Consider the following 25,631-nt stretch of genomic DNA (forward strand, 5'->3'; position numbering starts at 1 on the left):
CGCTCCGCCTGCTCCGGCCTGCACGCCGGGCGGGCGTGCAGCCGGGGCCATCAGCCGCCGGTGACGATGCTCACGCCGCCGTCCACTGCCAGCCACTGGCCGGTGATGTGCTTGCCCGCATCCGACGCATACAGCGCGCACAGGCCCTTCAAGTCCTCGTCGTCGCCCAGGCGGCCCAGCGGCGCGTGCGCGGCCAGGGCTTCCTCACCCATGGCCTTCAGGGTGCCCACCGTCATCTTGCTCGGGAAGAAGCCCGGGCAGATGGCGTTGACGCGGATGTTGTACTTGCCCCATTCAGCCGCCAGCGCGCGGGTGAAGTTGATCACCGCGCCCTTGGACGTGTTGTAAGCGATGGTGTTCATGCCCTTGGGATTGCCGCCCAGGCCCGCGATGGAGGCCACGTTGATGATGCTGCCGCTGCGGCGCGCGATCATGCTGTGCTTGGCGATGTGCTGGCTCAGGATGAAGTAGCCGCGCACGTTCAGGTTCATCACCTTGTCCCAGGCGTCCACGGGGTGGTCCTCGGCCGGGGCGCCCCAGGCGGCGCCGGCGTTGTTCACCAGGATGTCCACGTGGCCCAGGCGCTCCAGGGTTTCGTCGGCCAGGCGGCGGATGTCGGCCTCGTTGGAGCAGTCCGCGGCGATCCAGCGCGCGTCGATGCCGGCGGCCTGCAGGTCGGCCGCAGCCTCTTCCAGGTCGGACGCCTTGCGCGAGCTGAGCACGATCTTGGCGCCCGCCTCGCCCAGCGAATGGGCCAGTTGCAGGCCCAGGCCGCGCGAGCCTCCGGTCACGAGGGCGGTCTTGCCGGTCAGGTCGAACAGTTGCTGGATGGTGCGGGTCATGAAGTGTGTCTCCTTGGGTTTGTGGGTCTGCAGTCAGGGTGCGAACGGCCCGCCCTGCGGGCGTGCGGCCATCCGGCACATGAAATCAAGTCACGCAATGATTGTGCGATGCAACGCGGAGGTGCCATGTCGCGGGAGTGTCGCGGATGGGGCCACGGCATGCAGAGGGCGTTGACCGCGTCATGGCGCAGCATCTGCCCGCAGCCGCGAGCGCACGCCGATCAGCACCAGCCCCACCACGGCAGCCACCCCGCCCACGGCGATGAGGGTCCAGCCCAGCGCATCGTCCGTGCGCGCCGTGGCGATGCCCAGCACCAGCACCAGCAGGCCGCCGTAGATCAGCGCCCAGATGAGCTGGTGCAGGCGCTGCAGTGCGCGTGGTGTGGCCATGGTCAGAACGCCTCTTCAGGAAAGCTGGCGCAGGTCGCATCGCGGCTGCTCACCACCTGCAGCCACGCGCCGATCTTGGGCAGCTCGTAGTGGAAGAAATAGCGCATGGCGCCCATGCGGCCCACGCTGGCGGGCTGTGCCAGGGCAGCGTCGTCGGCCAGCGTCGCCAGCGCCAGGTCCAGCCACACCCAGGCCAGCACCGTGTGGCCGAAGGCCTGCATGTAAGGCACGGCATTGGCCAGCGCATCGGCCGGCTGGCCCGTGGCCCACGCGGCCTTGGTGGCGGCACCGATCTGCTGCAGGGCGGCGCCCAGCGCGTTGGCATGCGCGGCCAGCGCGGGCACCTGGATCGCCCGCTCGATGATGGCGTTGATGCGCCCGGCCAGCAGCGTGAGGCCGCGCCCGCCTTCCATCAGCACCTTGCGGCCCAGCAGGTCCATGGCCTGGATGCCGTGCGTGCCCTCGTGGATCATGTTCAGGCGGTTGTCGCGCCAGTACTGCTCCACCGGAAAGTCGCGCGTATAGCCATAGCCGCCGTGGATCTGAATGGCCAGCGAATTGGCCTCCAGGCAGAACTCGCTGGGCCAGCTCTTGGCGATGGGCGTGAGCACTTCGAGCAGCAGGCGGGCCTCGTCGGCCGCGGCTGCGTCGCCCGTGTGCTGCTCGTCCACCAGACGGGCGCAGAACAGGTTGAGCGCCAGCGCCCCTTCGCCATAAGCCTTCTGGGCCAGCAGCATGCGCTTGACGTCGGCGTGTTCGATGATGCGCACCTGCGGCTGCGCGGCGTCCTTGACCACGGCGGCGGGGGCGCCACCGGCCGCGTCCTTGGCGCCCTGCACCGGGCGGCCCTGCGGGCGGTTCCTGGCGTAGTCCAGGCTGGCGTAGTAGCCCGCCAGGCCCAGCATGGTGGCGGCCATGCCGATGCCGATGCGCGCCTCGTTCATCATGTGGAACATGCAGTGCAGGCCCTTGCCCGGCTGCCCCACCAGGTAGCCCACGGCGCCGGCCTGCCCGCCCACCGGGAACTTGCCCTCGCCGAAATTGAGCAGCGTGTTGGTGGTGCCGCGCCAGCCCAGCTTGTGGTTCAGGCCCGCCAGCGCCACGTCGTTGCGCTCACCGGTCAGCTGGCCCTCTACATCGACCATCTTCTTGGGCACGATGAACAGCGAAATGCCGCGCGTGCCGGGCACGAGCTTGCCGTCCGGCCCCGGGATCTTGGCCAGCACCAGGTGCACGATGTTCTCGGTGAGCTCGTGGTCGCCCGAGCTGATCCACATCTTGTTGCCCGTGAGGCGATAGCGCGCGCCCAGCGGGTCGGCTTCGAAGTCGCTGCCATCGGGCACGGCGCGCGTGGCCACGTCCGACAGCGACGAGCCCGCCTGCGGCTCGGACAGGCACATGGTGCCCGACCAGCGGCCGTTGAACTCGTTGAGTGCGAAGACTTCTTTCTGCAGCGCCGTGCCGTGCGCCATCAGCAGGTTGGCGTTGCCCGAGGTCAGCAGGTTGGAGCCGATGCTGATGGACGCCACCGCAAAGAAGCTGTTGGCCGCCGCCTCTACCGTGTAGGGCAGCTGCATGCCGCCGATGTCGTAGTCCTGCGCGGCCGACAGCAGGCCCGATTCGGCGTAGGCCTTGCGGGCCTCGTACGTCGCCCGGGGCAGGATGACCTTCTCGCCGTCGAAGTGCGGCTCTTCGATGTCCACCGTGCGGTTGTGCGGCGCGTACTTCTCGCGCGCGATGCGCTCGCAGGTGTCCAACACCGCGTCGAAAGTTTCGCGCGAATGGTCAGCGAAACGGCCGCGGGCCGAGAGGCTCTCGGCCTCCAGCCAGTCGTACAGCAAAAAGTCGAGCGTGGAACGCAGGGTCATGAGGTCTCCTTGAATGCTGCATGCCCTGCCCCCTCGCCGGCGCGAGGATCAGCGGGCGGGCAGCGCGATGTTCTTGAAACACCAGTACTCCATGTCCGAATCGGGCTTGGGCTGGCAGCTGGCCTCTCCGAGCTGCAGGCGCGTGGCACCTGCCGGGAGCGGCGGGAAAGTGATCTTCAGAAACTTGGTGCGACCGGGCTTGACCGTGTCCATCTTCACGTTGCACAGCGTGAGGCCGCTGATCGCACGCTGCGGCAGCACCGCACCGCTGTCCAGGTCCTTGAGCGTGAAGGCATCGGGCGAGCCCGTGGGCTGCGCGCAGGCTTCGAACGCCTCGTCGGTGCTGTTCTTCACCACCAGGGTGACGCGGGTCTGCTTGGCGTCGAGCACGATCTCCTGCAGCACCACGTCGGCGTCGGACTCCAGCGGCTGCTGGAGCTTGAAGCTCTGTGCGTGGGCACCGCAGGCCACGGCCAGCGTGGAGAGTGCGGTGAGAAATCGAAGTGAAGTTGTGCGACGCATGGGAAAACCGGTGAAAGGAAGAAAAAGAAGAAAGGCGGAGACGGCCCGGCACCCTGGGGCGCCAGCAACCGCGGCGGATTCTGCCGCGCGCCGGTGCCGCCGCTGGGGTTTGCGCGCCGCCACAAGGCAACAATTTGTAGCCCCTTCTTCTCAACCCCCTGTCACTGCATCCATGGCCCTGCCGCATTCAGAGACTCGCCACCCGCACGCGCTCGGCGGCCATGTATGTAAGCCCCTTATACAGACCGGCCTTGGGCAAGGCCGGCCCGGTGCGCATGCCGGCAGAGCGCCGGAACGCTATCGGTCAGAACACCTCGAAGACGCCGGCAGCACCCATGCCGCCGCCGATGCACATGGTCACGCACACCTTCTTGGCGCCGCGGCGCTTGCCTTCGATGAGCGCGTGGCCCGTGAGACGCTGGCCCGACACTCCGTAGGGGTGGCCCACAGCGATCGCGCCGCCGTTCACATTCAGGCGGTCGGCCGGGATGCCCAGCTTGTCGCGGCAGTACAGCACCTGCACGGCGAAAGCCTCGTTCAGCTCCCACAGGTCGATGTCCTGCACGGTAAGGCCCAGCTTCTTGAGCACCTTGGGCACCGCGAACACGGGGCCGATGCCCATTTCGTCGGGCTCGCAGCCGGCCACGGCAAAGCCGAGGAAGCGGCCCAGGGGCTTGAGGCCCTTCTTGCTGGCGTACTCTTCACTGGTCACCACGCAGGCGCCTGCGCCGTCGGAGAACTGGCTGGCATTGCCGGCCGAGATCACGCCCCCGGGCAGCGCGGGGCGGATGCCACTGATGCCTTCCTTGGTCGTGCCTTCGCGCGTGCCTTCGTCCTTGCTCACGGTGACCTGCTTGGTGATCAGGCCCAGCGTCTTGTCGGCAATGCCGGCGGTGACGGTGATGGGGGCGATCTCGGCATCGAACAGGCCGGCGGCCTGGGCTGCGCAGGCCTTTTGCTGGCTGGCGGCACCGTATTCGTCCATCGCGTCGCGGCCGATGTTGTACCGCTTGGCCACCTGTTCGGCGGTCTGCAGCATGCTCCAGTAGATCTCGGGCTTTTGCTTGGCCAGGGCCAGGTCCTGGATCATGTGCAGGTTCATCTCCTGCTGCACGCAGGAGATGCTTTCCACACCGCCCGCCACGTACACGTCGGCTTCGCCGGCGATGATGCGCTGGGCCGCGGTGGCAATGGTCTGCAGGCCCGAGGAGCAAAAGCGGTTGATCGTCATGCCCGACGCCGTGATGGGCAGGCCGGCTTTCAGCGCGATCTGGCGCGCGATGTTGCTGCCCGTGGCGCCTTCCGGCGTGGCGCAGCCCATGATGACGTCATCGACATCGGCGCCGTCGATGCCGGCGCGCTGCACGGCATGCTGCACGGCGTGGCCGCCCAGCGTGGCGCCATGGGTCATGTTGAAGGAGCCCTTCCAGCTCTTGGCGAGCGGCGTGCGGGCGGTGGAGACAATCACTGCGGAGGTCATGGGAAATCCTTTAATCGGTGAACGGGGTGCGCGCCGGTGCTTCGCTTCGTCAATGAGCTTACAAATGAAATGGATGCGTTCTCGTGCCAGGCAAGGCGCAAACCGCAGTCATAGCCAAGCTATGACGAGGATTTGCAACGCAGCATGGTGGGAGAAGGCGCGATTTCATGTACGCGATTTGGCGAAGCGAAGTACCTGCTTTACTGGAAGGCCTTGCCTTCGGCGGCCAGCTTGGCCAGCAGCGGAGCGGGCTTCCAGGCGTTGGCGTCGTCCATGGGGTTCTGGGCAAAGCGGTTCATCGCCTGCACCACGTTGAACAGGCCCACTTCGCTGGCGTAGTGCATCGGGCCGCCGCGGTGGATGGGGAAGCCGTAGCCGGTCAGGTACACCATGTCGATGTCGCCGGACTTGCTGGCAATGCCCTCTTCCAGGATGTGCGCGCCTTCGTTCACCAGGGCGAACACCAGGCGCTGCACGATTTCCTCGTCGGAGATCTTGCGGGGCGCCGTGCCCAGGGTCTTGCGGTGCTCCTCGATCATCTTGTTCACCACATCGCTCGGGATCGCGTCGCGCTTGCCGGCCCGGTAGTCGTACCAGCCTGCGCCGGTCTTCTGGCCGAAGCGGCCCAGCTCGCACAGCAGGTCTGCGGTCTTGCTGTACTTCATGTCGGGCTTTTCGCTGTAGCGGCGCTTGCGGATCGCCCAGCCGATGTCGTTGCCGGCCAGGTCGCCCATGCGGAACGGGCCCATGGCAAAGCCGAACTTCTCGATGGCCTTGTCCACCTGCTGGGGCGTGGCGCCTTCGTCCAGCAGGAAGCCGGCCTGCTGGCTGTAGCGCTCGATCATGCGGTTGCCGATGAAGCCGTCGCACACGCCCGAGACCACGGCGGTCTTCTTGATCTTCTTGGCCACGGCCATCACGGTGGCCAGCACGTCCTTGGCGGTGGCCTTGCCACGCACCACTTCCAGCAGCTTCATGACGTTGGCGGGGCTGAAGAAGTGCATGCCCACCACGTCCTGGGGACGCTGGGTGAAGTTGGCGATCTGGTCCACGTCCAGCGTGGAGGTGTTGGACGCCAGGATGGCGCCGGGCTTGGCCACGGCGTCCAGCTGCTTGAACACGGCTTCCTTCACGCCCATCTCTTCGAAAACGGCTTCGATGATCAGGTCGCAGTCCTTGAGCTCGTCGTAGCTGAGCGTGGTGGACAGCAGCGCCATGCGCTGGGCGTACTTGTCTTCCTTGAGCTTGCCCTTCTTGACCTGCGCTTCGTAGTTCTTCTTGATGGTGCCGACGCCGCGGTCCAGGGCCTCCTGCTTCATCTCCAGCATCTTGACGGGGATGCCGGCGTTCAGGAAGTTCATGGCGATGCCGCCGCCCATGGTGCCCGCACCGATCACGCCCACCAGCTTGATGTCGCGCTTGGGGGTGTCCGACGGCACGTCAGGGATCTTGCTCGCGGCGCGCTCTGCCATGAACAGATGGCGCAGCGCGCGGGACTCGGCGGTCCACATCAGGTTGATGAAGATCTCGCGCTCGACCAGCATGCCTTCGGCGAACTTCTTCTTGGTGGCTGCTTCGACCGCGTCCACGCACTTGGCAGGCGCGGGGAAGTTCTTGGCCATGCCCTTGACCATGTTGCGTGCGAACTGGAAGTACGCGTCGCCTTCAGGGTGCTTGCAGGGGAAATTGCGCACCAGGGGCAGCGGGCGCGTATCGGCCACGCTCTGGGCGAACGCCAGGGCTTCTTCGGCCAGCGACTCGGGCGATGCGGCCAGCTTGTCGAACAGCTTCTGGCCGGGCACGCCGGCGATCAGTTCGCTCTTGACGGGCTCGCCGCTCACGATCAGGTTGAGCGCGGCTTCGACGCCGATCACGCGCGGCAGGCGCTGCGTGCCGCCCGCGCCGGGGATCAGGCCCAGCTTGACTTCGGGCAGCGCAATCGAGCAGCCAGGTGCGGCAATGCGGTAGTGGCAGCCCAGCGCCAGCTCCAGGCCGCCGCCCATGGCGACGGTGTGCATGGCGGCCACGACCGGCTTGGCCGAGTTTTCCACGGCGAGGATCACCGACAGCAGGTTGGGCTCCTGCAGCGACTTGTCGGTACCGAATTCCTTGATGTCCGCACCGCCCGAGAAGGCGCCGCCGGCGCCGGTGATGACGATGGATGTGACCGCTGCATCGGCATTGGCACGGGCCAGGCCGTCCACGATACCTTGGCGGGTGGCCAGGCCCAGCCCGTTGACGGGAGGGTTTGCCAGCGTGATCACGGCAACGGAGCCGTGGACTTTGTATTCAGCGGTCATGGTGCTGTTGTTCCTTGGAGAGTGAAAAAGAACGATCGTGCGTTTTTATTGTAGGGGCTCCGCATGGCTTTGCGATATCCCGTTTGTCCCGCGGGGGACAAACGGCTTCCGTAGGCCAGGTTGCGTTTCGTGCGAAACACTCCAAGTCCCAGCGAAAGCCTGAGACAGGGCTCTAGGCGGTGGCCGCCAATGGCGGAACGTCAAGCTTCATCGGGCTACCCTTCAAAAGCTCGTAGCCCATGGACAGATAGTGATTGCACATTTCTGGATCCTCGAGCAGGGACTCTTTTGCATCCTCTGGCCGGAACAGCAGAAGGTGGCGCACATACAGCAGTTCAGCATCTGCCTTGATAGCGAATCGAATGAAGTCAGGAAACTGGTGAATGTTGTTGCGCTTCAGGGTCCACGACAGCCCCAGGCGAGGACGACGCAACAAGTGTTGCTCACGTCGAAGGCTTTGGAAATGGTCCAGGTTCTTCATAAACGTGTTCAGATCAGCTCCGCCCCGGTTCGCTGTGAACACCTCTTCCGTCATCCCGTCGATGGAAAACGTCAGCGTATCCAGCAGGTGCATTTTCCGGGCATCGAATCGCTGCTTGACGAAGGAACCATTGGTGACGCAGGTGACCAGCACATCGTAGGCCTCGCACAACTCGAAGAACCGGTTCCATTGGGACGCCGAAACCATGGTCGGTTCTCCACGCCCAACAAGATTCACCAATGTGAGGTACGGAAAAACCTCGTGCGCCAGAGTCTCGAGAACCTCCGCATTCAACGGCGGTCGCCGGTTGTTCAGAAGATGCTCACGCTCATCTCCGTGGCTGCTGCAGTGGGAACAATGGAGATTGCAGGCAGCCGTCAGCTCGATGCTCAAAGATTCTGGGAGGTGAGGAACTGTCGCACGCTGGAGAACTTCGCTCTGTACCACTTGAGCACGAACCCTGGACTTCAAACCGACCAGGTAGGCCTGTCGAGAGAGTTCACCCCCGTCCTCCGGAATTAGTCGCGTCGAAACGACCTCGCAGGCTCCGTAGGATCGAGCAAAAGCCTCGAGCCGCAGGCGGATCCATCCGGCTGCCTTGCCTTCTGGCGGAATGAGCAAGCGAACTCGCTCCACCACATCGGAATGACGCAAGCGAAAGCAGATGGTGCGTTCCTCGCTGTAGCGCCCCGCAATGCCCACAGCAAAATACAGCTTGCTGAAGTCATACCGGGTGTCCGCAGTGCGGCGCAGGCGCACCGTCAGCTCAATGAAAACGTCATCGTTCTTGACACGAAAAAGTCCCAATCGAGTCAGTTGGGGACGCAGAGGATCAGTCAATCTTGCGCTCCGCTTGCGCTTTCCGGAAATCCCAGGATATTGGCTGATACTCCGCGGGCTTTGTTAACGCTGCCTGCGCAGCCCGTCCGCCCAGCGCCGCCCAGCTACGGCGCTGTTCTGCATAGCGGATTTCGCGAAACCAGCACTGCTTGCATTGAGCCCACTCGTTTTCCGTACCCAAGGTGCGACGTACAGACTGCATCCGCTCGTTGTTCCAGAGGGATGAAAAGGTAGTTTTCTCATCCAGATGCCCAACGTTCTCTGCGTACATGTTTGCACAAGTGACCACCTCGCCGTCAGCCATCACCACGGCCGTACGGTGAATGAAAAGACATTCCGCCTGGGCAAGATCGGACGACATCGCGGGCTGATCTTCCGCCTGATCGTGCAACCGCTTGAGCTCTTCAAGAGTACGCATAACTGCCCCGTTGGTGATGAGCCCCGATACTAAAGACCTTGCAGGGCCCATGAGCAGTTGGCAATCATTTTTTACCAAATGGGCAAAAATCATGGGCACTGAATGTCCATGGCTTACACCTCCAGCCACTCCTTGCGAATGTAGTTGTCGGCCCGCAAGCTGTCCGGCGTGCCTTGGAACACGATGGAGCCATGCCCCATCACCAGCGCGCGGTCCGAGATCTTCATCGCGATGGTGAGCTTCTGCTCGATGAGCAGCACCGAAATCCCGCGCGCCTTGATGGTCTGCAGGTACTGCCCCACCAGCTCGACGATCTTGGGAGCCAGGCCTTCGGTGGGCTCGTCGATGATGATCAGGTCGGGGTCGCCCATCAGCGTGCGGCACAGCGTGAGCATCTGCTGCTCGCCGCCGGACATCACGCCCGCCTCGGTGTGCTGGCGCTCCTTGAGGCGCGGGAACATTTCGTACATGTCGTCGAACGACCAGCGGCTGCCCTTGCCGTTGCCCTTTTGGCCCAGCAGCAGGTTCTGGTGCACGGTGAGGTTGGGAAACACGTCGCGGCTCTCGGGCACGTAGCCCAGGCCTAGGTGGGCGATCTCGTAGGCCTTCTTGCCGTTCAGAGCCTGGCCCTTCCATTCGAGCGTGCCCTCCCAGTCCACCAGGCCCATGATGGCCTTGGCGGTAGTCGAGCGGCCCGAACCGTTGCGCCCGAGCAGCGCCACGATCTCGCCGGGCTGGACGTCGAAGCTCACACCATGCAGCACATGGCTCTTGCCGTAGTAGGCGTGGAGGTTGTCAATTTTCAGCATAGTCAGTCAGTGTCCCGCGCCTTGCTCATCGGCCACGACGGAGCCCAGGTAGGCCTCCTGCACGCGCGCATTGGCGCGCACCTTGTCGGGGGTGTCGAAGGCGATCACCTCGCCATAGACCACCACCGCGATCTTGTCGGCCAGGCCGAACACCACGCCCATGTCGTGCTCCACGGTCAGCAGGGTGCGGCCTTCGGTCACTTCCTTGATGAGGTGGATGAAGCGCGTGGTCTCGCTCTTGCTCATGCCGGCCGTGGGCTCGTCCAGCAGGATCACGTTGGCGCCGCCCGCGATGGTGATGCCGATCTCCAGCGCCCGCTGCTCGGCGTAGGTGAGGTTCATGGCCAGGGTGTCGCGCTTCTTGTCGAGCTTGATCATCTCCATGAGCTCTTTGGCGCGCTGGTTGGCGTCGTGCAGGTTCGACAAGAAGCGCAGGAAGGTGTACTTGTAGCCCATGCTCCACAGCACGCCGCAGCGCAGGTTCTCGAACACGCTCAGCTTGGGGAAGATGTTGGTGATCTGAAAACTGCGCGACAGGCCCTTGCGGTTGATCTCGTACGGCGCCAGGCCGTTGATGCGCTGGCCGTTCAGGATCACGTCGCCGCTGGTGGGCGCAAAGCGCCCGCTGATCAGGTTGAACAGCGTGGACTTGCCAGCGCCGTTGGGGCCGATGATGGCCACGCGCTCGCCAGGAGCCACGACCAGGTTGGCGCCACGGATGATTTCGGTCTTGCCAAAGCTCTTGCGCAGGTCGCGCAGTTCCAGGGCGTAGGCAGGGGTTGCGTTGTCAGCGGCCATGTTCACAGCGCCTCCGTACGCTTGATGTGGTGTTCGATTTCTTCCTGGATCGTGCCCCACTGGCGCAGGAACTGGCGACGGCACAGCTCGAACAGCCCGAAGCCCGTGACCATCACGAAGATGGCGCCGAACCAGCTGGCAAAGCCCTTGGCGTTGAGCGTGGCGCCCAGGAAGGTCAGCTCCGGCCCGAGTGCGGCGTTCAGTTGCAGGTGGTAGGTCATCTCGATCATGCAGGCCGCCCCCAGCACGCCCACCAGCGCGGTGCCGGCCAGCGCCAGGTACGAAGTGCCCAACTGGCGCAGCTTGCCGTACTTGGCCAGGCGCAGGTTCATCATGATCAGGCTGGCGATGCCGCCGGGCGCATACATCACCATGAACAGGAACACGAGGCCCAGGTACAGCAGCCAGGCCTTGGACAGCTCGGACAGTAGCACCGAGGCCAGCACCAGCAGCACCGCACCGATGATGGGCCCGAAGAAGAACGTGGCCCCGCCCAGGAAGGTGAACAGCAGGTAGCCGCCCGAGCGGATCACGCTCAGGCTGTCGGCGCCGGTGATGATCTCGAAGTTGATGGTGGCCAGGCCCCCACCGATGCCTGCAAAAAAGCCCGCGATGATGAACGCGAAGTAGCGCACGCGCTGCGTGTTGTAGCCGATGAACTCCACGCGCTCTGGGTTGTCGCGCACCGCATTCAGGATGCGGCCGAGCGGCGTGCCGGTGAAGGCGAACATCGCCGCGGTGCACACGAAGCAGTAGGCCGCGATCAGGTAGTACACCTGCATGCCCGAGCCGAAGTTCAGGCCGAAGAAGGCCTTGCCGTACGTGCGGTCGGTGGTGATGCCGCCTTCGCCGCCGAAGAACTCGGGGAACATCAGCGCCATGGACGCCACCAGCTCGCCGATACCGAGCGTGATCATGGCGAACGTGGTGCCCGACTTCTTGGTGGTGACGAAGCCCAGGATGATGGCAAAGAACGCGCCGGCCAGGCCGCCCACCAGCGGGATCAGTACCAGCGGAATGTTGACCGTGCCCTTGGTGGCCATGTTCATCGCGTGGATGGCGATGAACGAGCCGAGCCCGGTGTAAACCGCATGGCCGAAACTCAGCATGCCGCCCTGCCCCAGCAGGATGTTGTACGACAGGCAGATGATGATCAGGTAGCCGATCTGCGACAGCATCGTCAGCGCCAGGCTGCTGCGAAACAGCATGGGCGCGACGATGAGCATGGCTGCGAACAGCGTCCAGATGACGAATCGGCCCACGTTCCAGGGCTTGAAGCGGTAGTAGGAGCTGGCGCCGGAGCCAGTGGTGGTAGGTGTCGAATTGGAATTCATGGCTTCAGTCCTCCCGCGTGCCCAGCAAGCCCTTGGGCCTGAAGATCAGGATCAGCACGAGGAACAGGTACGGCAGGATGGGCGCCACCTGCGAGATGGTGAGCTTGAGCAGCGGGTAGCCGAAGGTCTGGTCGGTGACGGCCACGCCCACCGCCTTGAACACATGGATGAGCGAGTAGTCGAGCGCCACGGCAAAGGTCTGCACCAGCCCGATGAGCAGCGACGCGAGGAAGGCCCCCGCCAGCGAGCCCATGCCGCCCACCACCACCACCACGAAGATGATGGAGCCCACCGACGCCGCCATGGCGGGCTCGGTGACGTAGGTGTTGCCGCCGATCACCCCCGCCAGGCCCGCCAGGGCCGCGCCGCCGCCGAACACGAGCATGAACACGCGCGGCACGTTGTGGCCCAGCGCCTCCACCATGTGCGGGTACTTGAGCGCCGCCTGGATCACGAGGCCGATGCGCGTGCGGGTGAGCAGCAGCCACACCGACACCAGCATCAGCAGCGCGACCAGCATCACGAACGAACGCGACTTGGGGAACTGCGTGCCGTACAGCGAAAACAGGGGGCCCTGCAGTTGCGTGGGCAGGCCGTAGGGCACCGTCGAGCGGCCCCACACGAGCTGCACCACTTCCAGAATGAGGTACGAGAGCCCGAACGTGACGAGCAGCTCCGGCACGTGGCCGAACTTGTGCACGCGGCGCAGGCAATAGCGCTCGAACGCGGCACCCAGTGCAAACACCACCAGCGGCGCAATCACGAGCGCCGGCCAGAAGCCCACCAGTCCGGAGATGGTGAACGCGAAATAGGCTCCCAGCATGTAGAAGCTGGTGTGCGCAAAGTTGAGCACACCCATCATGCTGAAGATCAGCGTGAGGCCCGAACTGAGCATGAACAGCAGGAGCCCGTAGCTCACGCCGTTCAGCAGCGAGATCACGAAAAACTCAGTATTCATTGGAATTTTTCACTGCAGGGGTAAAAAAAGAGGCCCGAGTGGCTCGGGCCTCGAAGCGATTGCGCAGGGTTTACGGACGCTTCATCTGGCACGAGGAGGGCGTGCTGGCCACATAGGGCTCGTAGTACTTCACGGGCACGAAGGTGTAGCCCGTGTTCTCCGAATCGAGCGGGTACTTGCCGCCGGCCTTCTCCCACTTGGAGATGAACAGGCCCTGCTGCAGCTGGTGGTCCGTCTTGCGCATCTCGACCTCGCCGTTGAAGCTCTTGAACTTCATGCCTTCGAACACCGCCGCCACCTTGACGGGGTCGGTGGACTTGGCCTTGGCAAAGCCTTCGGACAGCATGGTGAAGGCGTGGTAGACCGCACCGGTGTACATGTCGTCGTTGAACTTCTTCTTGTAGTCCACCACGATCTTGTTGATCTCGCCGGGCAGGTTCATGTGGGCGTAGGCCACCATGTACACACGGCCTGCGGCGGCCGAGCCCATGGCGGTGGGGCTGCCGGTGACCGAGCCGTAGTAGGTGTAGAAGTTGACGTTGTTCAGGCCCGCATCGTTGGCGGCCTTGATCAGCAGCGCCAGGTCGGAGCCCCAGTTGCCGGTGATCACGCTGTCGGCGCCCGACTGCTTGATCTTGGCGATGTAGGGCGCGAAGTCGCGCACCTGGGCCAGCGGGTGCAGGTCGTCGCCGACGAACTGCACGTCAGGGCGCTTGCGGCCCATCATTTCCTTGGCGTACTTGGCGACCTGGTGGCCGTGCGCGTAGTTCTGGTTGATCAGGTAGACCTTCTTGACCTCGGGCATGTCCTTCATGTACGTGGTCAGGGCTTCCATCTTCATGGAGGTGTCCGCGTCCAGGCGGAAGTGCCAGTAGCTGCACTTGCTGTTGGTGAGGTCGGGGTCCACCGCGGCGTAGTTCAGGAAGAGGACTTCCTTGCCGGGGTTGCGGGCGTTGTGCTTTTCCAGCGCGTCCATGATGGCCAGGGCCGGGCCGGAGCCGTTGCCCTGCACCACGTACCGTGCGCCCTGGTCCATGGCCGAGCGCAGCGCGCTGGTGGTCTCTTGCGGGCTGAGCTTGTTGTCGATGCCGATGATCTCGTACTTGACCCCTGCGGCGTTCTTCTTGTTGAACTCTTCAGCGATGAACTGGAAGCTCTTGAGCTGGTTGGTTCCCACGGCCGCCATCAGGCCGGAAAGCGGGTCGAGCCAGGCGATCTTGACGGTCTCGCCCTTTTGAGCGAACGCCCCGCCAGCACTTGCCAGGATTACCGAGGCTGCTACAGCCTTAATAGCGAACTTCATGGTCTTGTCTCCTTGTAAATATATAAAACGCAGCGTACCGCGTTGCAACAAAGCGATGCTCAGGGATTGCCCCTACCAGCGTCGCACACGCGACTGGCCCCGCGCTCCCCCGAGCGCGGGGCCAGTCTTCATCACAGGCCCGGAAGCTTGTAATCCTTCAATTGCTCGCGCAATCGGGTCTTGAGCATCTTGCCGGTGGCGCCCAGCGGAATGGCATCGACGAACACGACGTCATCGGGGATCTGCCACTTGGCGGTCTTGCCTTCGTAGAAGGCGAGCAGCTCTTCGCGGGTGACCTCGGTGCCGGGCCGCTTGACCACCGCGACGATGGGGCGCTCGTCCCACTTGGGGTGCGGCATGCCCACGCAGGCAGCCATGGCAATTGAAGGGTGCGCCATCGCGATGTTCTCGATGTCGATGGAGCTGATCCACTCGCCGCCGGACTTGATCACGTCCTTGCTGCGGTCGGTGATCTGCATGAAGCCGTCGGCGTCGATGGTGGCCACGTCGCCCGTGGGGAACCAGCCGCGGCCCTGCGCGTCCTTGACGAGCGGGTTGCCGCCCTCGCCCTTGAAGTAGCTATCCACGATCCACGGGCCCTTGACCAGCAGGTCGCCGTAGGTCTTGCCGTCCCACGGCAGTTCCGCCCCGTCGCCGCCCACGATCTTCATGTCCACACCGTAGATCGCGCGGCCCTGCTTTTGCAGGACCTTCATCTGCTCGTCCTTGGAGAGCGCCAGGTGCTTGTTCTTCAGGGTGCACAGCGTGCCCAGCGGGCTCATCTCGGTCATGCCCCAGGCGTGCAGCACCTCGACGCCGTAGTCTTCCTTGAACGCATGGATCATGGCGGGCGGGCAGGCCGAGCCGCCGATGACGGTGCGGCGCAGCGTGGAGAACTTGAGGCCCGCGGGCTTCATGTGGCCGAGCATCATCTGCCACACGGTGGGCACGCCCGCGGCGTAGGTCACCTTCTCGGCTTCGATGAGTTCGTAGATGGACTTGCCGTCCATGGCCGGGCCCGGGAACACCAGCTTGCAGCCCGTGAGCGCGGCCGAGTACGGAATGCCCCAGGCGTTGACGTGGAACATGGGCACCACCGGCAGCACCGAGTCGCGAGCCGACAGGCACATCACGTCGGGCAGCGCCGCGGCGTAGGCGTGCAGCGTGGTGGAGCGGTGGCTGTACAGCGCGGCCTTGGGGTTGCCCGTGGTGCCGCTCGTGTAGCACATGCTGGACGCGGAGTTCTCGTCGAACTCGGGCCAGGCGTAGTCGGGCGCATAGGCGCCGATCCACTCTTCGTAGCTGGCCAGTCCCGGCACGCCGGAGTCTGCCGGCAGCTTGTCCGCATCGCACAGCGCTACCCACTTCTTCACCGTGGGGCACTTGGCGTGCACGGCCTGCACCAGGGGCAGGAAGGTCAGGTCAAAGCACAGCACCTGGTCTTCGGCGTGGTTGACGATCCAGGCGATCTGGTCGGGGTGCAGGCGCGGGTTGACGGTGTGCAGCACGCGGCCCGAGCCGGAGACGCCGAAGTACATCTCCATGTGCCGGTAGCCGTTCCAGGCCAGCGTGGCCACGCGGTCGCTGAACTGCAGCTTCAGGGCATCCAGCGCATGGGCCAGGCGGCGCGCACGCGCCCCGAGGTCTCGGTACGTGTAGCGGTGGATGTCGCCCTCGACCCGGCGCGAGACGATTTCAGCGTCGCCATGGTGGCGCTCGGCGAACTCGATCAGCGACGAAATCAAGAGCGGTTGGCTCTGCATCAGACCCAGCATGGGGGCTCCTTGGATGTGGTGGTGAATGGAAAGATCATCGTAGCGCGGTGCAGGCCTTCGGACGTGTCACGCTGGTGGTGAAAACCCGCAGCCCGCGGCGCGCATTCCATCGGGGCAAGGGCAGTGTGCGCCGCAGGCGCGGGCTTGCCAACACCTGTCGCCCCGTTGACAAACGCACAGGGAATACCCTGCATGACTCCTGAACCCGGGACAATGCGGCGCATGCTCTGCTTTGCGCCCACCGCCCAGCGTTTCATCGAAGCCCAGCCCTGGTTCGCCAGCGTGCCCGCAGCCCTGCAGGAGCGGCTGCGGGCCGAGGTGTTCTCCATCCAGGGCGACAAGGGCGCGGTGATGATGCCCGCCGGCAGCGCCGTGCAGGGCTGGTACGCCGTGCTGTCGGGCCTGGTGATGCTGCAAAGCCCGGCCAGCAAGGGCCGCTCGTCGGCGTTCATCGGCGTGCCCGACGGCGAGTGGTTCGGCGAAGGCTCGGCCATGAAACCCGAGCCGCGCAAATACAACGTGGTTGCACTGCGCCCCACCACCTTGCTGTGCCTGCCGCTGCCGCTGTTCAACGCGCTGCGCGAAGCGCACCTGGGCTTCAACCAGTTCCTGGTGCTGCACCTGAACATGCGCCTGGGCCAGGCCATGACCATCATCGAGGCGGGCCGCACGCAGTCCACCGAGCACCGCGTGGCGCTGTACCTGAGCCGGCTGTTCTGGCGCAGCACGCGCCGTCTCAACCTCACGCAGGACGAGCTGGGCCAGTTGGTGGGCCTGTCGCGCCAGACGGTGAACCGGGTGCTGCAAACGCTGGAAGGGCTGGGCATCGTGTCGCTGGACTTCGGCAAGGTGGCCATCGTGGATGACGACGCACTGAGTGCATACCTTGCCGCCACCGTGGCATCCTGAACGAACATGGGCTTGGGCATCACCGGGCAAGCTGACTGAACACGCTTATTGAACGCTCAGGCGCGCAGCCTTCTGGTCCGCGTCGAAGATGAACCTGCGCGGCCAGGCCTGCCACTCCTGCCCCAGGCCGGCGTGGTTGGGGTTGCCGGTGTGCACGAAGGCGCGCACGCTGTCCATCATCACGCCCGACAGGGCCAGGCGGCCCGGCTGGTTGGCGGTGCTGTTGGCGGCCTTGGCAAGCAACGATGGGCCGAAGTTGCCGAACACAAACGGCAGATCGAAGCCGTGGGCTGCGCCGTACACATCGTTCCAGGGCGCAGGCTGCTGGGCCCAGTTGAACTGGTAGCTCCACACGTTGGCCTGCTGGGTACGCAGCGTGTTGAGCAGGTTGTCGCGGCTCGGGTCGATGAAGGCGGCGCCCAGCAGCTTCATGCGGGCGTTGTAGCCGGTGACCGGCGCGGTGACGGGCAGGTACGACGCGTCGATGACGTCGGCCGCCGTGAGCGTGGTGGGCGCGTCGGGGTTGAAGCTTTGCGTCATCGCAAAACGTTCGGCGTCGCTGATCTTCATGCCGGGCTTGCCGCCCAGCAGCGCGAGGAAGGGCGCGAAGAGCTTGGCCTCGTCCAGCGTGTAGCCCGACAGCACCGGCACCTTGTGGTAGCGCCCCGCCCCGATGGCCGCGATCGGGTCGACCGGAATCACCACGCCATCCGGGATGGGCCCCGAGCCCGTGAGGCCGCTTTTGAGCACGGTCTGCAGCAGCACGCGGCCGTCCTTGCCGCGCAGGTAGCTGGCGGTTTGCGCGGGCGTCCAGCCGGCCACCAGCGCGGCTGCCGCGGCGGCGTCGGGCGCCAGCCGGTCGGCCACTGCCAGGGCCGCCAGCAATGTGCCCGCCTGCGCCGCGTATTTGCTGGCCGGGTTGAGCGTGGGGATGGTGCCCGCGGGCAAGTTGGTGGGCAGCGATATGCCGGCGCTGACCGGCAGGGCCTTGTGGAACAAGCCAGCAGCCGGCGGTGCCGTCAGCAGGGCCAGCACATTGGTGGCACCCGCCGACTGACCCATCAGCGTGACGTTGCCCGCGTTGCCGCCAAAGCGGCCGATGTTGTCCTGGATGAAGCGCAGCGCCTGGATGTTGTCCAGCAGCGCGTAGTTGCCGCTGTACGCCTGGCTGCCGGTGTGCAGCGCGGGCAGCTGAAAGAAGCCCATCACATCGAGCCGGTAGTTGGCCGTGACAACCACCGCATTGGCCTTGCGGGCCAGCGCCGCACCGTCGTACACCGGGTCGGCCGTGTAGCCCGAGATGCCGCTGCCGCCGTGCAGGAACAGCAGCACGGGCAGGTTGTTGTCTCCGTTGGCCGGGCGCCAGATGTTCAGGGTCAGGCAGTCTTCGTTGCCCACGGGGGTGCCCAGGGTCTGGCCGATGGTGTCGTCAAAGCGGTTGTTGGCGCCAGGGCCGTACAGGCGCCCCATCTGCAGGCAGGCGTTGCCAAAGCGCGTGGCGTCGCGCTCGCCCGTCCAGGCTGCGGGCTCTGCGGGTGGTTGCCAGCGCAGGTCGCCCACCGGGGGCTTGGCAAACGGCAAGCCCTTCCAGGCGTAGGTGCCGGTGGTGGCGCTGTCGTCCGTGCCGCGCACCGCGCCGTAGCGGGTCTCGCGCAGCTCGGGCGGCGTGCCGCTGGAGCCGCCGCATGCCGTACCCATCAATGCTGCCAGCATGGCGGCGCCTAAGCGCACGCGGCGTTGAAAATCAGCCATGTCTTGTCTCCTTGGGGGTTTTCAGGAATGGGTCGGGCCTCTCTGAAGCGTCACACTTGCGGCAGGGCCAAACCTCAGCGACGATTGTGTGAATGCATCGCCATCGGCCCACTATCGCAACCGCGCCAAAACAGTGACTTCAGAACACCACCCTCGCGTTAACCCTGACTCGGCAGCACGGCCATGACACCGCGCACCAGCTCCGCCGCGTGGGTGCGTGGCATCGCGGACATGTTTGCGGCCGAAGGCCTGCCCGCCGCAGACCTGTGCAGCGAAGCGGGCATCGACCTGCCCGCCCTGCAGCAACAGCAGACCCGCGTGGATGTGGACCGCGTAAGCCGCCTGTGGGAGGCCGCCGCGGCGCGGTACGGCCAGCCCGGCCTGGGCCTGGAGCGGGACCTGGCGGCGCGCTACGGCAATGTGGACCTGGTGGGCTATGCGCTGGCCTCCGGGCCCAACCTGATGGTGGGGTTTGAGCACCTGCAGCGGCAGATGGCGCTGATATCGGACGCCACCACCTTCGAGATGCAGCGCGACCCGCGCGGCCAGGGCTACTGGCTGGCGATCAGCCACATAGGCGCCACCCGGCCCATCCCGCGCCAGCGCATCGAGTTCGCGGTGCTGACCTTGTTCATGCTGTGCGGCTGGCTGACCCGGCGCGACCTGGTGCCGCAGGCCGTGGAGCTGACCACCCCGCCACCGCAGGACGACGCCCGTTACCGCGTGGCCTTCGGGGTGATGCCACGGTTCGGGCAGCCGGCCAACCGGTTCCTGCTGGCAGACGCCGACCTGCTGGCGCCCATCCCCACGCACAACCCCAGCCTGTGGGCGCTGCACGAGCGCATGGTGGAGTCCGAGCTGGACCAGCTCGGCCAGACGCTGGCCAGCACCCGGGTGCGCACCGAAATCGCGCGCGTGCTGCACCTGGGCGAGCCGCGGCGCGAAGACATCGCTGCGCGACTGCACCTGACCGACCGCACCCTGCAGCGGCGTCTGCAGGCCGAATCCGTGAGCTACCAGCAGCTGCTGGACGACACACGCTGCGAGCTGGCGCGCCAGCACCTGAGCGATGCGCGGCGCACCCTGGGCGAGATCTCCGACCTGCTGGGCTTTGCGGACCAGAGCAACCTGTTTCGGGCTTGCAAGCGCTGGTTCGGCATGCCGCCCGGCCAGTACCGCGCGCAGGTGCTGCACCCGGAGCCCGAAGCAGCGTCCTGACAAGGGGGATGGCCAAGGCAGAGCAAGCTAGGGGCCTGCGTATTGTGGCCCATGGCCCTGTCGGCTCGGGGGCATCGGCGGTGCGAGACAATCGGACGATGAATCAGCGCGCCGACAGCGAAACCCTTGCCGACATCGGCCTGGCCTGGAACCATGGTTTTGCCGCCCTGGGCCCGGATTTTTATACCGAGCTGCGCCCTACTCCGCTGCCCGCGCCCCACTGGGTCAGCACCAGCGCCGCGGTCGCCCAGCTGATCGGCCTGGACGCGGCCCACCTCCAATCCGACGAGGCACTGCAGGCGTTCACCGGCAACATGCTGCTGGCGGGCTCGCGCCCCCTGGCCAGCGTGTACAGCGGCCACCAGTTCGGCGTCTGGGCCGGCCAGTTGGGCGACGGCCGCGCCATCTTGCTGGGCGAGACGGCCAGCGGCTACGAGGTGCAGCTCAAGGGCGCCGGCCGCACGCCCTATTCGCGGGGGGGCGACGGCCGCGCCGTGCTGCGGTCCAGCATTCGCGAGTTTCTGTGCAGCGAGGCCATGCACGGCCTGGGCGTGCCAACATCGCGCGCGCTGTGCATCACCGGGTCGCCCGGCCCCGTGCGGCGCGAAGAGGTCGAGACCGCCGCGGTGGTCACCCGCGTGGCACCCAGCTTCGTGCGCTTCGGCCACTTCGAGCACTTTGCCGCCAACGGGCTCGAGCCCCAACTGCTGGCGCTGGCCGACTACGTCATCGACCGCTACTACCCTGCATGCCGCACCACCACCGAGTTCGGCGGCAATGCCTACGCGGCACTGCTGCAGGCCGTGAGCGAGCGCACTGCGCGCCTGATGGCGCAGTGGCAGGCCGTGGGGTTTTGTCATGGCGTGATGAACACCGACAACATGAGCATCCTGGGCCTGACCATCGACTACGGGCCGTTTCAGTTTCTGGACGCGTTCGTGCCCGGCCATGTGTGCAACCACAGCGACACGCAAGGCCGCTACGCCTACAACCGCCAGCCCAACGTGGCGTACTGGAACATGTTCTGCCTGGCCCAGGCCCTGCTGCCGCTCATCGGCGACGAAGAGCTGGCCAAGCAGGCGCTGGAGTCGTACAAGACGGTGTTCCCCGAAGAATTCATGGGCCTGATGCGCGCCAAGCTGGGCCTGCTAAAGGCGAGCGAGCAGGATGGCGCACTCATTGACGGCATCCTGCAGCTGTTGGCCAAGAATGGTGTGGATTACCCCATCTTCTGGCGCCGCCTCTCGCACGCGGTGGGCAACGGCGATTTCGAGCCCGTGCGCGACCTCTTTGCCGACCGCGAGGCGTTCGACGCATGGTTGCTATCATATTCAGAGCTACTTGCGCTTTCTGATCAAGCGGTAGCAGCCGATTTGATGCTCAAGACCAACCCCAAATTCGTGCTGCGCAACCATTTGGGCGAACAAGCCATCCGCGCTGCGAAACTTGGCGACTTCAGCGAAGTCCAAACCCTTCAGCGGCTGCTGGAGCGCCCCTTCGACGAGCACCCCGGGCACGACGCCTACGCAGCCTTTCCGCCCGACTGGGCGTCTTCCATCGAGATCAGCTGTTCATCATGACCCACCCCGTACAAAAAACCGACGCCGAATGGCAAGCCGTGCTGCGCGACAAGGGCGCAGAACCCGTGGCCTTCCAGGTCACCCGCCATGCGGCCACCGAGCGCCCATTCACCGGCAAGTACGAAGCCCACTGGGCTGATGGCAGCTACCACTGCATTTGCTGCGGTGCCAAATTGTTCGACTCGGTGACCAAGTTCGACGCGGGCTGCGGCTGGCCGAGCTTCTCCGAAGCCGTGCCAGGCGCCATCAAGGAAATCGTGGACCGCAGCCACGGCATGGTGCGCACCGAGACGGTGTGTGCACAATGCGGGGCCCACCTGGGCCACGTGTTCGAAGACGGCCCTGCGCCGACCGGCCTGCGCTACTGCATGAACTCGGCGTCGCTGGACTTCGAAACCGACAAGGGCTGACCGCCGAGACTCTCGCCTGACTTCATGAAAATTCTGATCGACTTCTTCCCCATCCTGCTGTTCTTCGGGGCCTACAAGTTCTACGGCATCTACGTGGGCACCGCCGTGCTGATGGCCGCCACCGTGGTGCAGATGGGCCTGATCTACGCGATGGAACGCCGGCTGCAGACCATGCACAAGGTGACGCTGGTGCTGATCCTGCTGTTCGGCACGCTCACGCTGGTGCTGCAGGACGACCGCTTCATCAAGTGGAAACCCACGGTGCTCTACGGCGCCATGTCGATCGCTTTGGCCGTGGCCTTGTGGATCCTGAAGAAGAACTTCCTCAAGATGCTGCTGGGCGGCCAGCTGACGCTGCCCGACGCCATCTGGACGCGCCTGAACGTCGCCTGGATCATCTACTGCGCCTTCATGTCGGCCGTCAACGCCTACGTGGTGCTCAACTTCAGCACCGAGGCGTGGGTGGACTTCAAGCTGTGGGGCTACGCCTTTCCGCTGGTCTTTCTGGTGGGCCAGGGCATCTACATCGCCCCGCACCTCAAGAACGACGAGCCTGTGGCCTGAGGGACGCCGACATGACCACGTCCATCTCCATAGCGCAACAGATGCACCAAGCCCTGGCCCAGCGGCTCACGCCCACCGCCCTGGAGGTGCTGGACGAAAGCGCCGCCCACGTCGGGCATTCCGGGGCCAATGGCACCGGCTTCGGCACGCATTTTCGGGTGCGCATTTCGTCACCTTTGTTTACAGGCAAGCCCCGGGTCGCGCAGCACCGCCTTGTGTATGATGCGCTGCAAGAATTTATTGACCAAGGCGTCCACGCCCTCGCCATTGAAGTTCTCTGAACCGGCCCCAGCTACCCAGGCGCCGGATTTCAGCTGGCACAAAAACAACCTTTCAATTTTTGGATTCCGCATGAAGAAACAGCTCCTGTCCGGCCTCGTCGCCGCTGCCGTGCTGGGCACCGTGGCCCTGCCAGCCTTTGCCCAGAACGTGGCTATCGTCAACGGCAAGGCCGTGCCCAAAGAGCGCGTTGAAGCCCTCAGGCAGCAAGTGGAACGCTCGGGCCGCCCTGTGACGCCCGATATCGAAGGCCAGATCAAGGAAGAAGTGATCACCCGCGAAATCTTCATGCAGGAAGCGCAAAAGCGCGGACTGGAAGGCTCCGCCGACTACAAGTCGCAAATGGAACTGGCACGCCAGACCATCCTCATCCGCGAACTGTTCGCCGACTACCAAAAGAACAACCCCGTGACCGACGCCGAAATCCAGGCCGAGTACGACAAGTTTGCGGCCGCCAACAGCGGCAAGGAATACAAGGCCAGCCACATCCTGGTGGAAAAGGAATCGGACGCCAAGGCGATCATCGCTTCCATCAAGAAGGGCGCCAAGTTCGAAGACATCGCCAAGAAGCAATCCAAGGACCCAGGTTCTGGCGCCAAGGGTGGCGACCTGGATTGGGCCAACCCATCGAGCTACGTGGGTGAGTTCAGCGAAGCCCTGGTCAAGCTCCAAAAGGGCAAGATGACCGAGACCCCCGTGAAGAGCCAGTTCGGCTACCACATCATCCGCCTGGACGATGTGCGCCAGGCCGAACTGCCCAAGCTGGAAGAAGTGAAGCCCCAGGTCGCCCAGCAACTGCAACAGCAAAAGCTGGCCAAGTTCCAGGAAGACCTGCGCACCAAGGCCAAGGTCGAGTAATCTAATCCATCGACAGCGCTTCTGGGCAACCCAGAAGCCAGCGGCTCGGCCTACCGGGCCTGCCCCCAAAAAACGCGGCCCAGGCCGCGTTTTTCATGGGCGGTCGGGCCACATCACGTTGCACCAGGCCGGCCCGTGCAGCCAGGGATCATGCGGAGAATCCCGACATGCAGGGCTCCCGCGTTTGTGCCGGTTCCGAGTCGGTCCAGGCCGATCGATGTCCATTCCAGGCCCGCTCCAAAGCGCCAAGCCGTCACACCACAAGCCCCTGCCCCGCGACCCCTGCGCCAAGACTTTCGGCACGCCCAGGAACCTGGCCTCAGGCCGCTAGGCCCTCCACCAGGCCACCGCCATCAACACGCCGATCATCACCGGCTGGTGCACCATGTAGTAGCTCAGACTCCACCGTCCCAGCCAGGCCAAGGGCCGCAGAGCCCTCGGTAGCCGCCACTGCAGCCAGGCACTGCGCCGGGCCAGCAGCCATTGGCCGCTGGCCAGCCCCCACCACATCACGCCCAGCCAGGGCAGCACGGGCACATAGTCCTCGGTGAATGGCTTGCGCCCCACCAGGCCCAGCCAGTTGAGCCAGCGGCTGTTGAACCAGGGCGCTGCGTCGGCCCAGGCGCCCGTGAGCAGATGATGGGCCAGCGGCGGCAGCGCCAACGCCAGCAAGCCCGCCAGCCACAACCCACGGCCCCAGCCCGCCGTGAGCCGCGCCACCAGCAGCATGACGGCCATGCCGTGCAGCACACCGAAGTAGATGAAGCTCTGCGGAAACATCACCACCGAGCCCACGGTGACCAGCAAGGCACAGCCCGCGATCTGCCCCCAGCGCCGCCCGAAGCGCGCCCACCCCTGCCCCTGGTGCAAGGCGATGGCCTGCCCCAGGCCTGCGCAAAAGAGAAAGAGGCTCACGATGGCCGTGCGCTGCGAGGTCCAGAACGGGTCGGCGCGGAAGTTCTGCGGCCAGAAGCCCAGATGGCTGAGGTCGAAGCAGAAGTGAAACACCGTCATCCACACCATGGCCAGACCGCGCAACGCATCCACCGTGTCGTAACGGGGTTGCCGCGGCGCAAGGACAAAGGGAGACGAAGGCACAGGTGGGGTCATCGTGTTCGGAGTGGGTCAGCACGGCGCCATCAACAGCCCTGACGCAGCCCTGGAGGCACCAGACAGCATGCGGCGCGGTGTGGATGGTGACGCGGTGCAACGGTACGACGGTGCAACCGGTATTCTGCCCTGCGGCACCCGCACTCCATGCGATCCGAAGCGAGCTTGTCACCCGAAACAGACAAGCAGGCCCACAAAGCAAAAAGGCCTTGCAGCATGTGCTGCAAGGCCTTCAAACATTGGTCGGAGCGGCGGGATTCGAACTCGCGACCCTCTGCTCCCAAAGCAGATGCGCTACCAGGCTGCGCTACGCTCCGACAGCTCGTATTCTATATCGGAATTTCAGCTGTTTTGGGTTCGTTGCGGTTTTTTTGAAATTTTCAACACACCGCACGCGAACACCGGGTTATCGGTTGCCGCCAGGGCCCGGGCCGCGGCCTGCCAGGTGGCGGAAGGTGATCCGGCCCTTGCTCAGGTCGTAGGGCGACATTTCCAGCGACACCTTGTCGCCCGCCAAGATACGGATGTGGTGCTTGCGCATCTTGCCGCCGGTGTAGGCAATCAGTTGATGGCCGTTTTCCAGCGTGACGCGAAAGCGCGAGTCGGGCAGGACTTCCGTGACGGAGCCTTGCATTTCAATGAGTTCTTCTTTGGCCATGTTCTATCTCTTCAAACAAATATTCTGTGATCGGCGCCTGACTACTTGTGCATCCACCATGGCAGCTACGGCGTGACCGGTTGTACTCGGCACACGGTGCATTGCGGGCGGTGGGAGTCGCTGCACCCGGGGCGCAGATCAGGCAGAAAGCCGGGGGAGACGGCGTCAGTGGACA

Annotated in this window: 24 protein-coding genes and 1 tRNA gene; 7 read left to right on the top strand and 18 right to left on the bottom strand. The window is 64.9% G+C overall.

Going from position 1 to position 25,631, the window contains the following annotated elements; translation table 11 throughout:
* Positions 1–50: 50 nt before the first annotated feature.
* From ACIGHN_RS16840 to ACIGHN_RS16905, 14 genes are all read right to left on the bottom strand, one after another.
* On the bottom strand, positions 51–842 hold the full coding sequence (locus ACIGHN_RS16840) for an SDR family oxidoreductase (RefSeq protein WP_396505252.1): 792 nt from the start codon (positions 840–842) through the stop codon (positions 51–53).
* Positions 843–1,022: 180 nt separating this feature from the next.
* On the bottom strand, positions 1,023–1,232 hold the full coding sequence (locus tag ACIGHN_RS16845; RefSeq protein ID WP_056419469.1) for a hypothetical protein: 210 nt from the start codon (positions 1,230–1,232) through the stop codon (positions 1,023–1,025).
* A 2-nt stretch (positions 1,233–1,234) separates the two neighbouring features.
* A complete protein-coding gene (locus ACIGHN_RS16850) occupies positions 1,235–3,100 on the bottom strand; it encodes an acyl-CoA dehydrogenase (RefSeq protein WP_396505253.1) in 1,866 nt (621 codons plus the stop codon).
* Positions 3,101–3,148: 48 nt separating this feature from the next.
* Complete coding sequence (locus ACIGHN_RS16855) at positions 3,149–3,622, bottom strand: hypothetical protein (RefSeq protein ID WP_396505254.1); 474 nt, start codon at positions 3,620–3,622, stop codon at positions 3,149–3,151.
* Between the two features lie 304 nt (positions 3,623–3,926).
* Entirely contained in the window at positions 3,927–5,102 is a 1,176-nt protein-coding gene (locus ACIGHN_RS16860; RefSeq protein WP_056165419.1) for an acetyl-CoA C-acyltransferase, read from the bottom strand.
* Positions 5,103–5,302: 200 nt separating this feature from the next.
* A complete protein-coding gene (locus tag ACIGHN_RS16865; RefSeq protein WP_396505255.1) occupies positions 5,303–7,402 on the bottom strand; it encodes a 3-hydroxyacyl-CoA dehydrogenase NAD-binding domain-containing protein in 2,100 nt (699 codons plus the stop codon).
* 172 nt (positions 7,403–7,574) lie between these two features.
* On the bottom strand, positions 7,575–8,723 hold the full coding sequence (locus tag ACIGHN_RS16870) for a radical SAM protein (protein ID WP_396505256.1): 1,149 nt from the start codon (positions 8,721–8,723) through the stop codon (positions 7,575–7,577).
* Entirely contained in the window at positions 8,716–9,234 is a 519-nt protein-coding gene (locus tag ACIGHN_RS16875; RefSeq protein WP_396505257.1) for an SPASM domain-containing protein, read from the bottom strand. Before ACIGHN_RS16875 ends, ACIGHN_RS16870 begins: the two co-directional genes overlap by 8 nt.
* 20 nt (positions 9,235–9,254) lie before the next feature.
* The gene (locus ACIGHN_RS16880; RefSeq protein WP_056419458.1) at positions 9,255–9,950 is read right to left on the bottom strand and encodes an ABC transporter ATP-binding protein; all 696 of its coding nucleotides are present in this window, start codon (positions 9,948–9,950) and stop codon (positions 9,255–9,257) included.
* 6 nt (positions 9,951–9,956) lie between these two features.
* Complete coding sequence (locus tag ACIGHN_RS16885) at positions 9,957–10,748, bottom strand: ABC transporter ATP-binding protein (RefSeq protein WP_056165414.1); 792 nt, start codon at positions 10,746–10,748, stop codon at positions 9,957–9,959.
* A gap of 2 nt (positions 10,749–10,750) precedes the next feature.
* Complete coding sequence (locus ACIGHN_RS16890) at positions 10,751–12,082, bottom strand: branched-chain amino acid ABC transporter permease (RefSeq protein ID WP_396505258.1); 1,332 nt, start codon at positions 12,080–12,082, stop codon at positions 10,751–10,753.
* 4 nt (positions 12,083–12,086) lie between these two features.
* Positions 12,087–13,040, bottom strand: coding sequence for a branched-chain amino acid ABC transporter permease (locus ACIGHN_RS16895; protein ID WP_056165411.1), 954 nt, complete (start codon positions 13,038–13,040; stop codon positions 12,087–12,089).
* Positions 13,041–13,110: 70 nt separating this feature from the next.
* Entirely contained in the window at positions 13,111–14,343 is a 1,233-nt protein-coding gene (locus tag ACIGHN_RS16900) for a branched-chain amino acid ABC transporter substrate-binding protein (RefSeq protein ID WP_056165409.1), read from the bottom strand.
* Positions 14,344–14,474: 131 nt separating this feature from the next.
* Positions 14,475–16,118 carry a 3-(methylthio)propionyl-CoA ligase gene (locus tag ACIGHN_RS16905; RefSeq protein ID WP_056165407.1) on the bottom strand — a complete coding sequence of 548 codons (1,644 nt, stop codon included), beginning with the start codon at positions 16,116–16,118 and terminating at the stop codon, positions 14,475–14,477.
* A 222-nt stretch (positions 16,119–16,340) separates the two neighbouring features.
* On the opposite strand from ACIGHN_RS16905, the gene ACIGHN_RS16910 reads away from it, so the two are divergent.
* Complete coding sequence (locus ACIGHN_RS16910) at positions 16,341–17,027, top strand: Crp/Fnr family transcriptional regulator (RefSeq protein WP_396505349.1); 687 nt, start codon at positions 16,341–16,343, stop codon at positions 17,025–17,027.
* 45 nt (positions 17,028–17,072) lie between these two features.
* On the opposite strand, the gene ACIGHN_RS16915 is transcribed toward ACIGHN_RS16910, so the two are convergent.
* Positions 17,073–18,779 (bottom strand): carboxylesterase/lipase family protein, encoded by a 1,707-nt coding sequence (locus ACIGHN_RS16915; RefSeq protein ID WP_396505259.1) that lies wholly within the window; start codon positions 18,777–18,779, stop codon positions 17,073–17,075.
* 183 nt (positions 18,780–18,962) lie between these two features.
* Between ACIGHN_RS16915 and ACIGHN_RS16920 the strand changes: the two genes are divergently transcribed.
* The 6 genes from ACIGHN_RS16920 (at position 18,963) to ACIGHN_RS16945 (ending at position 23,688) form a co-directional block, all read left to right on the top strand.
* Positions 18,963–19,997 (top strand): AraC family transcriptional regulator, encoded by a 1,035-nt coding sequence (locus ACIGHN_RS16920; protein ID WP_396505260.1) that lies wholly within the window; start codon positions 18,963–18,965, stop codon positions 19,995–19,997.
* A 98-nt stretch (positions 19,998–20,095) separates the two neighbouring features.
* Positions 20,096–21,577: a YdiU family protein gene (locus tag ACIGHN_RS16925; RefSeq protein ID WP_396505261.1), complete on the top strand. Its 1,482-nt coding sequence runs from the start codon at positions 20,096–20,098 to the stop codon at positions 21,575–21,577.
* Positions 21,574–21,987: a peptide-methionine (R)-S-oxide reductase MsrB gene (gene msrB / locus ACIGHN_RS16930; RefSeq protein ID WP_056419437.1), complete on the top strand. Its 414-nt coding sequence runs from the start codon at positions 21,574–21,576 to the stop codon at positions 21,985–21,987. The genes ACIGHN_RS16925 and msrB overlap by 4 nt, the downstream gene beginning before the upstream one ends.
* A 24-nt stretch (positions 21,988–22,011) precedes the next feature.
* Positions 22,012–22,551 (top strand): septation protein A, encoded by a 540-nt coding sequence (locus ACIGHN_RS16935; RefSeq protein ID WP_056419435.1) that lies wholly within the window; start codon positions 22,012–22,014, stop codon positions 22,549–22,551.
* 11 nt (positions 22,552–22,562) lie between these two features.
* On the top strand, positions 22,563–22,832 hold the full coding sequence (locus ACIGHN_RS16940; protein WP_396505262.1) for a BolA family protein: 270 nt from the start codon (positions 22,563–22,565) through the stop codon (positions 22,830–22,832).
* 70 nt (positions 22,833–22,902) lie between these two features.
* The gene (locus ACIGHN_RS16945; RefSeq protein ID WP_056419427.1) at positions 22,903–23,688 is read left to right on the top strand and encodes a peptidylprolyl isomerase; all 786 of its coding nucleotides are present in this window, start codon (positions 22,903–22,905) and stop codon (positions 23,686–23,688) included.
* Positions 23,689–24,015: 327 nt separating this feature from the next.
* Here ACIGHN_RS16945 and ACIGHN_RS16950 read toward each other — a convergent pair whose 3' ends face one another.
* From ACIGHN_RS16950 to infA, 3 genes are all read right to left on the bottom strand, one after another.
* Positions 24,016–24,798, bottom strand: coding sequence for a heparan-alpha-glucosaminide N-acetyltransferase (locus ACIGHN_RS16950; RefSeq protein ID WP_396505263.1), 783 nt, complete (start codon positions 24,796–24,798; stop codon positions 24,016–24,018).
* Between the two features lie 240 nt (positions 24,799–25,038).
* A tRNA-Pro gene (locus ACIGHN_RS16955) sits at positions 25,039–25,115 on the bottom strand.
* Between the two features lie 89 nt (positions 25,116–25,204).
* On the bottom strand, positions 25,205–25,456 hold the full coding sequence (infA, locus tag ACIGHN_RS16960; protein ID WP_056165388.1) for a translation initiation factor IF-1: 252 nt from the start codon (positions 25,454–25,456) through the stop codon (positions 25,205–25,207).
* Between the last annotated feature and the right edge of the window lie 175 nt (positions 25,457–25,631).

It is taken from the genome of Acidovorax sp. NPDC077693 (assembly GCF_044542805.1).
Taxonomy (GTDB): domain Bacteria; phylum Pseudomonadota; class Gammaproteobacteria; order Burkholderiales; family Burkholderiaceae_C; genus Acidovorax.

Excerpts from the sequence above, each read along its gene's own strand:
- ACIGHN_RS16840 (WP_396505252.1), bottom strand. The coding sequence starts at position 842 with ATGACCCGCACCATCCAGCAACTGTTCGACCTGACCGGCAAGACCGCC.
- ACIGHN_RS16845 (WP_056419469.1), bottom strand. The coding sequence starts at position 1,232 with ATGGCCACACCACGCGCACTGCAGCGCCTGCACCAGCTCATCTGGGCG.
- ACIGHN_RS16850 (WP_396505253.1), bottom strand. The coding sequence starts at position 3,100 with ATGACCCTGCGTTCCACGCTCGACTTTTTGCTGTACGACTGGCTGGAG.
- ACIGHN_RS16855 (WP_396505254.1), bottom strand. The coding sequence starts at position 3,622 with ATGCGTCGCACAACTTCACTTCGATTTCTCACCGCACTCTCCACGCTG.
- ACIGHN_RS16860 (WP_056165419.1), bottom strand. The coding sequence starts at position 5,102 with ATGACCTCCGCAGTGATTGTCTCCACCGCCCGCACGCCGCTCGCCAAG.
- ACIGHN_RS16865 (WP_396505255.1), bottom strand. The coding sequence starts at position 7,402 with ATGACCGCTGAATACAAAGTCCACGGCTCCGTTGCCGTGATCACGCTG.
- ACIGHN_RS16875 (WP_396505257.1), bottom strand. The coding sequence starts at position 9,234 with ATGATTTTTGCCCATTTGGTAAAAAATGATTGCCAACTGCTCATGGGC.
- ACIGHN_RS16880 (WP_056419458.1), bottom strand. The coding sequence starts at position 9,950 with ATGCTGAAAATTGACAACCTCCACGCCTACTACGGCAAGAGCCATGTG.
- ACIGHN_RS16885 (WP_056165414.1), bottom strand. The coding sequence starts at position 10,748 with ATGGCCGCTGACAACGCAACCCCTGCCTACGCCCTGGAACTGCGCGAC.
- ACIGHN_RS16890 (WP_396505258.1), bottom strand. The coding sequence starts at position 12,082 with ATGAATTCCAATTCGACACCTACCACCACTGGCTCCGGCGCCAGCTCC.
- ACIGHN_RS16895 (WP_056165411.1), bottom strand. The coding sequence starts at position 13,040 with ATGAATACTGAGTTTTTCGTGATCTCGCTGCTGAACGGCGTGAGCTAC.
- ACIGHN_RS16900 (WP_056165409.1), bottom strand. The coding sequence starts at position 14,343 with ATGAAGTTCGCTATTAAGGCTGTAGCAGCCTCGGTAATCCTGGCAAGT.
- ACIGHN_RS16905 (WP_056165407.1), bottom strand. The coding sequence starts at position 16,118 with ATGCTGGGTCTGATGCAGAGCCAACCGCTCTTGATTTCGTCGCTGATC.
- ACIGHN_RS16910 (WP_396505349.1), top strand. The coding sequence starts at position 16,341 with ATGCTCTGCTTTGCGCCCACCGCCCAGCGTTTCATCGAAGCCCAGCCC.
- ACIGHN_RS16915 (WP_396505259.1), bottom strand. The coding sequence starts at position 18,779 with ATGGCTGATTTTCAACGCCGCGTGCGCTTAGGCGCCGCCATGCTGGCA.
- ACIGHN_RS16920 (WP_396505260.1), top strand. The coding sequence starts at position 18,963 with ATGACACCGCGCACCAGCTCCGCCGCGTGGGTGCGTGGCATCGCGGAC.
- ACIGHN_RS16925 (WP_396505261.1), top strand. The coding sequence starts at position 20,096 with ATGAATCAGCGCGCCGACAGCGAAACCCTTGCCGACATCGGCCTGGCC.
- msrB (WP_056419437.1), top strand. The coding sequence starts at position 21,574 with ATGACCCACCCCGTACAAAAAACCGACGCCGAATGGCAAGCCGTGCTG.
- ACIGHN_RS16935 (WP_056419435.1), top strand. The coding sequence starts at position 22,012 with ATGAAAATTCTGATCGACTTCTTCCCCATCCTGCTGTTCTTCGGGGCC.
- ACIGHN_RS16940 (WP_396505262.1), top strand. The coding sequence starts at position 22,563 with ATGACCACGTCCATCTCCATAGCGCAACAGATGCACCAAGCCCTGGCC.
- ACIGHN_RS16945 (WP_056419427.1), top strand. The coding sequence starts at position 22,903 with ATGAAGAAACAGCTCCTGTCCGGCCTCGTCGCCGCTGCCGTGCTGGGC.
- ACIGHN_RS16950 (WP_396505263.1), bottom strand. The coding sequence starts at position 24,798 with ATGACCCCACCTGTGCCTTCGTCTCCCTTTGTCCTTGCGCCGCGGCAA.
- infA (WP_056165388.1), bottom strand. The coding sequence starts at position 25,456 with ATGGCCAAAGAAGAACTCATTGAAATGCAAGGCTCCGTCACGGAAGTC.